Below are 12840 nucleotides of genomic sequence, written 5' to 3' on the forward strand. Positions count from 1 at the left end.
AAAAACCTTGAGTGGTAACGCTCAAGGTTTTTTTGGATGGCTGATGTTTGTCTGAGAATCTTGATAGAGTCTAAAAAAACCACCCTATGAGGTGGCGATAATTGATTTAGACTTTTAAAAATTCTTTATTTTTTATTGAATTGCTGCGACCAAGTCTTGAGCTTGTTTTTCAAGTGAATTTAGGACTGTTTCTTCTAGAATTAATTTTCCATCTGCCCAAGCAGAGTCATTAACACGTGCAGAAGTGAAATCACCAACGACTTGTGTACGGATAAATGGCAAAAGGTCCTTGTAGATAGCGAAAAGTTGATCGTGACCTGCATTGGCTACAGATGATACTGTGACAAACTTGTCTTGAAGGGCAGAAGCGCCACGTGTATCAGACAAGTCAAGAGCGCGAGATAGCCAGTCAAGCAAGTTTTTCACTGGCCCAGGAATTGAGTGATTATAAACTGGAGAGAAAATCCAGATGGCATCCGCAGCGAGAACTGCTTCACGAGCAGCAGCTACAGCTGGATGTGTTGGAACTTCCAAATCTTGGCTGAAGAGAGGAAGGGTTGAATAATCAAGGTAGCTAACCTCTGCTTTACCAGCAAGTGCTTTCTCAGCTTCGAGAGCCATTTGGTGGTTGAAAGAACCTTGACGTAGTGAACCGACGATAAATAATACTTTTTTAGACATGATGTGTCTCCTTTTTCTTAAATTTCCGAGAAGTCTCTCGTTGTTATAAAATATATTACAACAAAACAAGACAACTTGCAAGAAATTTGCTCAGAGTTTATTTGAAAATTATAAAATTGCTGAAACTCTAGTCAGTTGCCACTGGAAAAGTAAGAACTGTTTTTTGGATTTTAGTTTTCTTTGATTTTATAGGAGTATTCCAATATTCTCTTGTAATATAATGACATAAGTGCTAAAATAAACAAGAAAACTAGCAATAGAAACCGCAGAACAGCTATTTTCCGGTATCATTTCATAAATCATTAAAGGAACAATAATGGCATTGAAGAATGCTTCTAAAAGGGGTGGAGATCATGTAAGGCAAAGATTAACAAGTGACGGACAAAAGAAATAATAATACACTTGTTAAGGAGAAAAGATGTTAATAAGAAATTATCGGAAAAATATTGGCCTGATGGCCGGAGTTGAGTTTTTTGCATTTCTAGGGATTACCAGTTTTTGGATTCTCTTTCTCAGTCAAAACGGAATGTCTCTTTGGCAGATTGGACTTCTGGAGAGTATTTTTCATACGACCAGTCTTCTCTGTGAAATTCCATCTGGTATGTTAGCTGACCGCTATTCCTATAAGACCAACCTTTATTTAAGTCGTATAGCAGGAATTATGTCTTCTATTCTCATGTTGGCTGGTCAGGGAAATTTTTGGATTTATGCACTAGCAATGGTGGTGAGTGCCTTGTCTTATAATTTTGATTCAGGAACAAGCGCAGCAATGGTCTATGACTCGGCTGTTGAGGCTGGACTAAAAGAACGCTATCTATCCATTTCAAGTTTCATGTCAGGAGTAGCAGAAGGAACTCGTTCTTTGGGGACAGTGTTGGCGGGATTTTTTGTCCATGGTCAATTGCACCTGACCTACTATATCATGATTGCCACTTCTATCATAGTTCTTGTCTTGATTTGGATGCTGAAAGAGCCCAGTGTCAAGCTAGAAAAAACTGATAGTGTGACCATGAAACAGATTATGTGGACTGTTAAGGAAGAGTTGGAGCGAAATCCCATGCTCTTCAACTGGATGATTTTGTCTCAGATTGTTGGTACACTCATGTGCATGTTTTATTTTTACTATCAAAATCAGTTACCAGATTTAAGTAGTTGGCAAATTTCAGCAGTTATGCTACTTGGAAGTCTCTTGAATATCGTCGCAGTCTATCTAGCGAGTAAGATTGGAAAGAGATATGCCGCCTTGAAGATTTTCCCTATTCTCGTCCTGCTGACTGGAGTTACCTACCTGCTGTCCTACTTTGGAACACCTCTAATCTATATTTTGGTTTATTTGATTAGTAATGCTCTATATGCTCTTTTTCAGCCGATTTTTGATAATGATTTGCAAGAGCGGCTCCCAAGTGAAGTAAGGGCAACCATGCTGAGTGTCTACTCTATGATGTTTAGTCTAAGTATGATTGTCTTCTTCCCACTGACAGGCTGGTTGATTGACAATTTAGGCTTTGTAGTAACATTTCTTTATCTAGGATCCTTTTTAGTCATGATTAGCCTTCTACTGACTATCTTTTTAGGAAAAATGGCTAAAAGAATAGATGATAAAATGATTCCATAGATTAAAAGAATTTCTGAAAACTTGAGTGCAAGCTCAGGTTTTTTAATACGGTGATTTCGCTTGTGTCTATGCTTTTCTCTCTCGGTTTTAAACAAGAAAAATCGGTTTACTTTGAAGGAAGAAATAAAATACGATTGTTCTTGCATTCACTTGTAATAAAGCCCAATAGATGGTAAAATAGACGAGTGAAAACAAGACAAAATAAAGCAAAAAATAATCTACTGTGGCAGTATGGTCTAGGGATGACGATTTTGTTTGTGGTTATCAGTGCTTCCTTTCTGTATCTGGTTTCTCTTAGCATGAAACCTTATCAAACAGCTAAAAGTGAAGGAGAAAAATTAGCTCAGCAGTATGCAGGATTAGAGCAGGCTGATCAGGTTGATTTATACAATGGCTTGGAATCTTATTACAGCGTTCTTGGTCGTAATAAACAGCAAGAAGCACTTGCTGTCCTGATCGGAAAAGATGACCATAAGATTTACGTTTATCAGCTAAATCAGGGTATTTCACAAGAAAAAGCAGAAGCGGTTTCTAAGGAAAAAGGAGCTGGCGAGATTGACACGATAACCTTTGGCCGTTATCAAGACAAGCCAATCTGGGAAGTCAAGTCAGGAACTAATTTTTATCTAGTAGATTTTGAAACAGGAGCATTGGTCAATAAGGAGGGCCTATGAAACTATCCAACCGTGTTTTAGAAATGGAAGAAAGTGTGACCTTGGCTGCTGGAGCCCGTGCCAAAGCACTGAAGGCTGAGGGAAGAGATATCTTGTCTCTAACCTTGGGTGAGCCAGATTTCACTACTCCAAAAAATATCCAAGATGCCGCCATTGCATCGATTCAAGAGGGGCGTGCTTCTTTTTATACAGTAACCTCAGGCCTGCCAGAGCTCAAGGCAGCAGTCAATACCTACTTTGAGCGCTTTTATGGCTATTCTGTAGCGCCAAATCAAGTGACAGTAGCTGCAGGAGCAAAATATTCTCTCTATACCTTCTTTATGGCTGTGGTCAATCCAGGTGATGAAGTTATCATCCCAACTCCCTACTGGGTCAGCTATGGAGATCAGGTTAAGATGGCAGAGGGTGTGCCAGTCTTTGTTCATGCTAAGGAAGACAATCACTTTAAGGTGACTGTAGAGCAGTTAGAAGCAGCTCGCACAGACAAGACCAAGGTTTTGGTGCTGAATTCACCATCTAATCCGACAGGTATGATTTACACCCGTGAGGAACTCTTAGCAATCGGGAACTGGGCTGTAGAAAAGGATATTCTCATCCTAGCAGACGATATCTATGGGCGCTTGGTCTATAATGGCCATGAGTTCACACCTATTTCTAGTCTATCAGAAGCGATTCGCAAGCAAACAGTGGTTATCAATGGTGTGTCTAAAACCTATGCTATGACTGGCTGGCGTATTGGCTATGCCGTTGGAGAAGCAGACATTATCGCTGCCATGTCCAAGATTGCAGGTCAAACAACTTCAAACCCGTCAGCAGTAGCCCAGTATGCAGCAGTTGAGGCTCTATCAGGCGAGCAAGATACGGTGGAAAGCATGCGTCAGGCTTTTGAGGAACGTCTCAATACCATCTATCCCCTTCTTGCTGAGGTGCCAGGATTTGAAGTGGTCAAACCGCAAGGAGCCTTCTACCTCTTCCCAAATGTCAAAAAGGCAATGGAGATGAAAGGCTATACGGATGTGACAGAATTTACAACCGCTATCCTAGAAGAAGCTGAAGTAGCCTTGGTCACAGGAGCTGGATTTGGAGCGCCAGAAAATGTCCGCCTCAGCTATGCGACAGACCTAGACACGCTTAAAGAAGCAGTTAACCGCTTGAAAGCATTTATGGAAAAATAAAAGAAAAGGAAAAATAATGACAAAACGTGTAACGATTATCGATGTAAAAGACTATGTTGGTCAAGAAGTGACGATTGGCGCTTGGGTTGCCAACAAATCAGGAAAAGGGAAAATCGCCTTCTTGCAATTGCGTGACGGGACAGCCTTCTTCCAAGGTGTGGCCTTTAAACCAAACTTTTTAGAAAAATTTGGTGAAGAAGTGGGACTTGAGAAGTTTGATGTCATCAAACGCTTGAGCCAAGAAACGTCTGTTTATGTGACAGGTATTGTCAAAGAAGACGAACGTTCTAAGTTTGGCTATGAGTTGGATATTACAGACATCGAAGTAATCGGTGAATCTCAAGACTACCCAATCACACCAAAAGAACACGGAACAGATTTCTTGATGGATAACCGTCACTTGTGGCTCCGTTCTCGTAAGCAAGTAGCTGTTATGCAAATCCGTAACGCTATCATCTATGCAACTTATGAATTCTTTGACAAGAACGGCTTCATGAAGTTTGATAGCCCAATTTTATCAGGAAATGCGGCTGAAGATTCAACTGAACTCTTTGAAACAGACTACTTCGGAACGCCAGCTTACTTGAGCCAATCAGGTCAGCTTTACCTAGAGGCAGGTGCTATGGCCCTTGGTCGTGTCTTTGACTTTGGTCCAGTATTCCGTGCTGAAAAATCAAAAACACGCCGTCACTTGACTGAGTTCTGGATGATGGATGCTGAGTACTCATACTTGACACATGATGAGTCGCTTGACTTGCAAGAAGCTTATGTAAAAGCTCTTTTACAAGGTGTTCTTGATCGTGCGCCTCAAGCCTTGGAAACATTGGAACGTGATACAGAACTCTTGAAACGCTACATTGCAGAGCCATTCAAACGCATCACTTATGATCAAGCCATTGACCTCTTGCAAGAACATGAAAATGATGAAGATGCTGACTACGAGCATCTTGAGCATGGCGATGACTTTGGTTCACCGCATGAAACTTGGATCTCAAACCACTTTGGTGTGCCAACATTTGTCATGAACTATCCAGCAGCTATCAAGGCCTTCTACATGAAACCAGTTCCTGGAAATCCAGAGCGCGTGCTTTGTGCAGACTTGCTTGCTCCAGAAGGCTATGGAGAAATCATCGGTGGGTCTATGCGTGAGGAAGACTACGATGCCCTTGTAGCTAAAATGGATGAACTTGGTATGGATCGTACAGAGTATGAATTCTACCTTGACCTTCGTAAATACGGTACAGTTCCTCACGGAGGATTTGGTATCGGTATCGAACGTATGGTAACCTTCGCAGCAGGAACAAAACATATCCGTGAAGCCATTCCATTCCCACGTATGTTGCACCGTATCAAACCGTAAATAAAAAAGTTATTATAATAAAAAGAAGGGTAATTCCTTCTTTTTGTATTTTGGGTACAAAAATATTATACAAAAAGCGAGAATATATAGATCTTTTTGGTTGACTAGTGTTAAAAATATATGATAAAATTGAATAATGAGTATTGTGTTGTAGTTTCGTTAAAGAAGCCTTTCTTTAGCAGGATAGGCAGGGGATATGAAGGACTTCAACCGTATTCTAAATCAACATATATATAAATAAGGAGAAAACATGTATTCAAGAATGGAAAAATACCATGGTAGAAGAGCCCAGCGCTTTTCTATTCGTAAGTATAGTTTTGGTGCCGCTAGTGTTCTATTGGGAACTGCTCTTCTTTTAGGAGCAAATGCTGTTAAAGCTGATGAGACAAGTACTGCTTCTACAAAAACTCCAGAAGTTACAAATTCTGATAAACAGAAACCTGATTCAGCCATAACAACACCAGTTGTTGAGGAACTTCCAGAATTAAAGATTGATGCTGTAAAAGCAGATGAAAAACCTGAAGTAAAAGAAGAAGTTAAAACTGAAGCTAAACCTGTAGCAGAAAAAGAAGTTACCGATAAAGCTGCAACAGAAAAATCTGATAAAGAGCAAGCTGATAAAAAAGAAGCAGACAAAGAAAAAACTAACAAAGAAACATCTGAAAAAGCTGCAACAGAAAAAGCACAAGATGAAGTGAAGACAGTTCTTACTCAATTGACTTCAGAAGCTGATGTTATGGGCACAGTAGCCTCAAACTTCTCAGATAAAGAAGTGAAAGATGATGCATCTAAACAAAAATTATCAGCTGCAATTGCTACAGTGAAGCTTGAAGCAGTAGCGTCTAAAGGTTTACTTTCATCTGATGCTTCTAAAGACCAGATGGTAGCTCAAGTGAACCGTCTTTCTGCCGCAATTGAAGCAGTTTATGCTGAAATGAAACGTGCGGGTCATGCAGGTAAAGTTGAAGCTGTATTAGATGGTGCAGCAACTCAAGACCAAAAAATCGTAGGTAAAGATGTTGTTAAAGATGGAGAAAAAGTTAAATCTATAACAAATGGTTATATTACGATGAATGCTGATAATACAGCTCCTAAAGCATGGGGATTTGATTCAACAATTGATACTACAGATTTACAAGCAGGTTCAATTACAAAAATCGAAGTTACAAACTTAGCTGAGTTTGGTGCTGCCTTCCCTGCAGGAAAAGAAATTACTGCAGCAGATGGTACTGTAATCGGTAAAGTTAAATCTATCGACTATAGAACATCAACAGGAAACAACAATAACAAATCTGTACCATATTGGGCGCAACGTACACAACGTGGAATGACTTATGATCAGCGTGTTGCTGAACAACCAGCTGTTGCTAATGAAACGGGTACATATACTTACAACATTGAGTGGAACGCGAAAGTGAAAGATTATCCTGTTGTTTCATTTGGTGCTGAAAACTTATCAGGTGGTGGATACTTAGCTCCGCAAATCTCAAAAGATACAGATTATAAAGCTACTATTAAGATCGATGGCAGAACAGTTGTTGAACATACCTATACACGTAAAGGTCAGCAAGCAAGTTTCTCAAAACAAGGAACATCAGCTTCATTAAGATCAAATAATGGTTTAGGATATGTTTCTAATGAACTGAAAAGTAAGAGTGATACTCTAGAGATTAATACAGATTCAGACATCCGTTATGGAGTAGGGTCTAAATTTACTATTAAACTACCTAATTCTGAATTTACAGAATTCAAAGAACTTCAAGGAAGTACTAACTTTGTAAATGGTCTAAATACAGCTTCAACTCTTAACCCTAATAAAGGAGACAGTATTACCTACCGTCTTGCTAACCGTTGGGCAAACGTTAAAGCTAATGAAAATAATGTTTGGATTCTTCAAGATGGTCGTGAAGGTGGATTTACATTAACTCCAAAACTAATCTCTCCAACAGAATTAGAAGTAACTGTAACAGAAGGATACATCCAAGAAGGTTCTAATATCTCGTTATCTCTTCAATCTTTAGGTGTAGAGAAAGTTATTAAAGATAAAACTTTAACAAGTGAATTCTCTAATGTTACTTATAATGAATTTGGACTTATTACAGGTGGAACAGCAGGGAATGATAAAACAGCAGCTACGTTAACGGTCTCTGGTGGAACATCTATTAGTGGTGAAAAAGAAGATGTAACTACAACAGTTGCAAATGGTTGGGAAATCAATGCATCTGGAACACCTCTAGGAGAACCACCAACAGGAGCAGTAGTAATTGGACTTAAAGATCTTGAGACTGGTAAAATTATAGGGCATGCTACTACTAAATATGATGGTAATCGTCCGTTAAATGAAGATGGTACAAAGGATAATACTAATGTCCTAGGTAAAAAATACGATGTATCTGACTATATTCCTCCATTAATAAAAGAAGTGGATGAAGAAGAGTACATCCTTGCAGACATCCCTACAACAGGAATTGAAGGTACATTAAGTGTAACGAACACTAGAGCTCGTGATTTATATTCTACTGAAGAATTGAAAAAGAATGGACTTAATGCTTCAGCTTATGTTACGCCAGTAGATTACAATTATGTTAAGAAAACAAAAGTAGAAGAAGTAAATCGTACAATTAAGTATGTTTATGCCGATGATGCACCAGGTCTTGCAGGACAACAAGTATTTGATCCAACGACTCAGACTGTAAGCTATAAAGGAACTGTTAAGACAAATGCTGAGGGTAAAGCAGTAATTGGTTCAAATGATAAACCAATCTACATTAACTGGAAAGGTATTGGAGATACAAATCTTCCAGAAGTAACAGTACCTCAAAAAGAAGGATACATTGCAAGTGTAGAAAAAGTTCCGGTACAGCCAACAACTGCAACAGATGAAGATTACGAATATGTAGTAACTTACTCACCAATCCAAAAAGCTAAAACAACATTTGTCTACCAAGACAAAGATGGTAATGTTAAGCAAGTGGAAGGTAACACGCCAATCTCTGAAACAGGTAAAGGTGGAGACAAACTTACAAAAGCAGATGAAATCGCTGCGAGAATCAAAGAAGCTCAGAACAAAGGATATGAAGTAGTTTCTAATACATATCCAACAGATGGAGTCTTTGATAAAGATGTTGACACTGACCAAGAGTTCACAGTAACACTTAAAGAACGTGTTGTACCAGTTACACCAGATCAACCAAAAACACCAGGAACTCCAGTAGATCCAAATAACCCAGACGGACCTAAATACCCAGCTGGCTTGGAAGAAAAAGATCTAAACAAAACAGTAACACGTACAATTACATACGTATACGAAGATGGCACTCCAGTATTAAACGAAGACGGCACTCCAAAAACAGTAACACAAGAAGCTAAATTCACACGTGAAGCGAAAGTTAATTTAGTTACAGGAGAAGTTACATATGGAGATTGGACTCCAGCACAAGATTTAGCTGAAGTTAAATCACCAGTAGTTAAAGGATTCTTAGCTGACAAAGCAAGTGTACCAGTAGTAAACGTAACAGGTGATTCTGAAGATATCAAGGAAGTAGTAACCTACAAACCACTTGGTTCATGGGTACCAAACATCCCAGGTCAACCAACAAACCCAATTAAGTATCCAAATGATCCAACAGATCCAACCAAACCAGGACAACCAACAGAAGTAGTACCATATGTACCAGGATACACTCCAAAAGATGGCAATGGTCAACCACTTAAACCAGTAGATCCAAACGATCCAACTAAAGGTTACGAAGTACCAAGTGTCCCAACTAACCCAGGTGAGGATACACCAATCAACTATGTGAAGGATACGCAAAAAGCTAAGACTACTTTCGTAGATGAAAAAGGAAATCCAATTCCAGGTGTTGACGCTATTACTGAAGAAGGTGACTCAGATACACCATTAACAAAAGAAGCTGATGTAAAAGCGAAAATTAAAGAACTTGAAAACAAAGGATATGAATTAGTATCTAATACATACCCAGAAGGTGGTAAGTTCGATAAAGATAAAGACACTGATCAGGAGTTCAAAGTAACACTTAAAGAACGTGTTGTACCAGTTACACCAGATCAACCAAAAACACCAGGGGCACCTGTTGATCCAAACAACCCAGACGGACCTAAATACCCAGCTGGTTTGGAAGAAAAAGATCTAAACAAAACTGTCACACGTACAATTACTTATGTTTACGAAGATGGAACTCCAGTATTGAACGAAGATGGAACTCCAAAAACAGTAACACAAGAAGCTAAATTCACACGTGAAGCCAAAGTTAACTTGGTTACAGGTGAGGTTACATACGGAGATTGGACACCAGCTCAAGACTTGGCTGAAGTGAAGTCACCAGTAGTAAAAGGATACTTAGCTGATAAAGCAACAGTACCAACTACAAAAGTAACTGCAGACTCAGAAAACACTACAGAAGTGGTAACATACAAACCACTAGGATCATGGATTCCAAACATCCCAGGACAACCAACAAATCCAATCAAGTATCCAAATGATCCAACAGATCCAACCAAACCAGGACAACCAACAGAAGTAGTACCATATGTACCAGGATATACTCCAAAAGATGGAAATGGTCAACCACTTAAACCGGTAGATCCAAACGATCCAACTAAAGGATATGAAGTACCAAATGTCCCAACAGATCCAGGAAAAGATACAGTAATTAACTATGAAGCAAATGACGCTAACCTAGTAGTTAAATATGTAGATGAAAATGGAAAAGAACTTAAACCTACAGAAACAACAAAAGGAAAAGTAGGAGATGAGTACACTACAGAAGGAAAAGTGATTGACGGATACGTATTAGTACGAGTAGAAGGTGAAGCGAAAGGTAAGATTGGTAAAGACGGTTCAACAGTAACTTATGTTTACAAGCCACTTGGTTCATGGGTACCAAACATCCCAGGACAACCAACAGACCCAATCAAATATCCAAACGATCCAACAGATCCAACCAAACCAGGCAAGGATAAACCAGTTCTTCCGTACGTGCCAGGATACACACCTAAGGATAAAGACGGTAATCCGTTGAAACCAGTAGATCCAAACGATCCAACCAAAGGATATGAAGTACCAAGTATTCCAACAGATCCAAGTCAAGATACACCAATCAACTACGTAGCAAACAAAGCTAACCTAGTAGTTAAATATGTAGATGAAAAAGGCAAAGACCTTCTTCCTGCAGAGACTACAGAAGGTAAAGTAGGCGATGAGTACGCTACAAGTGGAAAAGTTATCAAGGGTTATGTTCTTGTTCGTGTAGATGGAGAAGCGAAAGGTAAGATTGGTAAAGATGGTTCAACAGTAACTTATGTTTACAAACCACTAGGATCATGGGTACCAAACATCCCAGGTCAACCAACAGACCCAATCAAGTATCCAAATGATCCAACAGATCCAACAAAACCAGGCAAGGATAAACCAGTTCTTCCATACGTGCCAGGATACACACCTAAGGATAAAGACGGTAATCCGTTGAAACCAGTAGATCCAAACGATCCAACTAAAGGATATGAAGTACCAAGTATTCCAACAGATCCAGGTCAAGATACACCAATCAACTACGTAGCGAACAAAGCTAACCTAGTAGTTAAATATGTAGATGAAAAAGGCAAAGACCTTCTTCCTGCAGAGACTACAGAAGGTAAAGTAGGCGATGAGTACGCTACAAGTGGAAAAGTTGTCAAGGGTTATGTTCTTGTTCGTGTAGATGGAGAAGCGAAAGGTAAGATTGGTAAAGATGGTTCAACAGTAACTTATGTTTACAAACCACTAGGATCATGGGTACCAAACATCCCAGGTCAACCAACAGACCCAATCAAGTATCCAAATGATCCAACAGATCCAACAAAACCAGGTAAGGATAAACCAGTTCTTCCGTACGTGCCAGGATACACACCTAAGGATAAAGACGGTAATCCGTTGAAACCAGTAGATCCAAACGATCCAACTAAAGGATATGAAGTACCAAATGTTCCAACTAACCCAGGTGAGGATACACCAATTAACTATGTTCCAAATCCTAGGGAAGTAGAAAAACCTGCTAAACCAGCTCAACCTTCTAAACAAGAAACACCTAAATATGTTGAAGGTCAAAAAGAGTTGCCTAACACAGGTACAGAAGCTAACGCTAGTCTAGCATCGCTCGGACTTCTTGGAGCACTAGGAGGGTTTGGACTTCTTGCTCGTAAGAAAAATGAAGATTAAATCTAATTAGATTTTCTAATAAGAATAAGGAGTTGGATGGAATATCCGCTCCTTTTTCTTATAGTTTGAAACTATAGGATTGCCTAGGAAAGAAGTGTTAGAGGGGACTAACAGTTTTTGGTATAATGGAAGATATTTGAAAGAAAAGAGAAGTGATATGACACAGATTATTGATGGGAAGGCTCTAGCAGCTAAGTTACAAGGACAGCTGGCTGAAAAGACTGCAAGATTAAAGGAAGAAACAGGTTTAGTACCTGGTTTGGTGGTGATTTTGGTTGGGGACAACCCTGCCAGCCAAGTCTACGTTCGAAATAAGGAACGTTCTGCCCTTGCAGCTGGTTTTCGTAGTGAAGTAGTCCGAGTTCCAGAAACCATTACCCAAGAGGAATTGTTAGACTTGATTGCCAAATACAATCAAGATTCAGAATGGCACGGGATATTAGTCCAGTTACCATTGCCAAAACATATTGATGAAGAGGCGGTTTTATTAGCCATTGACCCAGAAAAGGATGTCGATGGTTTTCATCCGCTAAACATGGGGCGTCTTTGGTCAGGTCATCCAGTCATGATTCCTTCGACACCTGCAGGGATTATGGAAATGTTCCATGAATATGGGATTGACTTGGAAGGTAAAAATGCGGTCGTCATCGGTCGTTCCAATATCGTCGGAAAACCCATGGCCCAGCTTCTTTTGGCAAAGAATGCTACAGTGACTTTGACTCACTCACGGACTCATAATCTTGCCAAGGTGGCTGCTAAAGCAGATATTCTGGTGGTTGCAATCGGTCGTGCCAAGTTTGTGACTGCTGACTTTGTTAAACCTGGAGCAGTTGTCATTGATGTTGGGATGAATCGCGATGAAAATGGGAAGCTATGTGGTGATGTTGATTATGAGGCAGTTGCCCCACTTGCTAGCCATATTACACCAGTTCCTGGAGGTGTCGGTCCTATGACCATTACCATGCTGATGGAGCAAACTTATCAAGCAGCACTTCGGACATTGGATAGAAAATAGGAAAAAAGAAGGTAGAATAATGTCTTACCTTCTTTTTATATAATGCAGTCTAAAATGATATGAGTCCATAAACTATAAATTTGAAGTATGAAAATGCTATTAA

At 39.6% G+C, this 12840-nt stretch carries 7 protein-coding genes; 6 read left to right on the plus strand and 1 reads right to left on the minus strand.

The features are described 5' to 3' along the window. Positions 1-132: 132 nt before the first annotated feature. Positions 133-681 (minus strand): NADPH-dependent FMN reductase, encoded by a 549-nt coding sequence (locus DXN33_RS01440; RefSeq protein ID WP_115904132.1) that lies wholly within the window; start codon positions 679-681, stop codon positions 133-135. Positions 682-1099: 418 nt separating this feature from the next. Here DXN33_RS01440 and DXN33_RS01445 point away from each other — a divergent pair, with 418 nt between their 5' ends. The 6 genes from DXN33_RS01445 (at position 1100) to DXN33_RS01470 (ending at position 12737) form a co-directional block, all read left to right on the plus strand. After that, positions 1100-2296: an MFS transporter gene (locus DXN33_RS01445; protein ID WP_115904133.1), complete on the plus strand. Its 1197-nt coding sequence runs from the start codon at positions 1100-1102 to the stop codon at positions 2294-2296. Between the two features lie 185 nt (positions 2297-2481). Further along, positions 2482-2970 (plus strand): DUF5590 domain-containing protein, encoded by a 489-nt coding sequence (locus DXN33_RS01450; protein ID WP_181897263.1) that lies wholly within the window; start codon positions 2482-2484, stop codon positions 2968-2970. After that, positions 2967-4145 carry a pyridoxal phosphate-dependent aminotransferase gene (locus DXN33_RS01455; RefSeq protein ID WP_115904134.1) on the plus strand — a complete coding sequence of 393 codons (1179 nt, stop codon included), beginning with the start codon at positions 2967-2969 and terminating at the stop codon, positions 4143-4145. Before DXN33_RS01450 ends, DXN33_RS01455 begins: the two co-directional genes overlap by 4 nt. Before the next feature lie 16 nt (positions 4146-4161). Beyond that, on the plus strand, positions 4162-5505 hold the full coding sequence (gene asnS, locus DXN33_RS01460; protein WP_020902243.1) for an asparagine--tRNA ligase: 1344 nt from the start codon (positions 4162-4164) through the stop codon (positions 5503-5505). A gap of 250 nt (positions 5506-5755) precedes the next feature. Next, a complete protein-coding gene (locus tag DXN33_RS01465) occupies positions 5756-11722 on the plus strand; it encodes a mucin-binding protein (protein WP_181897264.1) in 5967 nt (1988 codons plus the stop codon). Positions 11723-11879: 157 nt separating this feature from the next. Beyond that, a complete protein-coding gene (locus DXN33_RS01470) occupies positions 11880-12737 on the plus strand; it encodes a bifunctional methylenetetrahydrofolate dehydrogenase/methenyltetrahydrofolate cyclohydrolase (protein WP_049552281.1) in 858 nt (285 codons plus the stop codon). Positions 12738-12840 lie beyond the last annotated feature (103 nt).

Source organism: Streptococcus sp. NM, assembly GCF_003390135.1.
GTDB lineage: Bacteria > Bacillota > Bacilli > Lactobacillales > Streptococcaceae > Streptococcus.

Coding starts and splice junctions, on each gene's coding strand:
- DXN33_RS01440 (WP_115904132.1), bottom strand. CDS start 681: ATGTCTAAAAAAGTATTATTTATCGTCGGTTCACTACGTCAAGGTTCT.
- DXN33_RS01445 (WP_115904133.1), top strand. CDS start 1,100: ATGTTAATAAGAAATTATCGGAAAAATATTGGCCTGATGGCCGGAGTT.
- DXN33_RS01455 (WP_115904134.1), top strand. CDS start 2,967: ATGAAACTATCCAACCGTGTTTTAGAAATGGAAGAAAGTGTGACCTTG.
- asnS (WP_020902243.1), top strand. CDS start 4,162: ATGACAAAACGTGTAACGATTATCGATGTAAAAGACTATGTTGGTCAA.
- DXN33_RS01465 (WP_181897264.1), top strand. CDS start 5,756: ATGTATTCAAGAATGGAAAAATACCATGGTAGAAGAGCCCAGCGCTTT.
- DXN33_RS01470 (WP_049552281.1), top strand. CDS start 11,880: ATGACACAGATTATTGATGGGAAGGCTCTAGCAGCTAAGTTACAAGGA.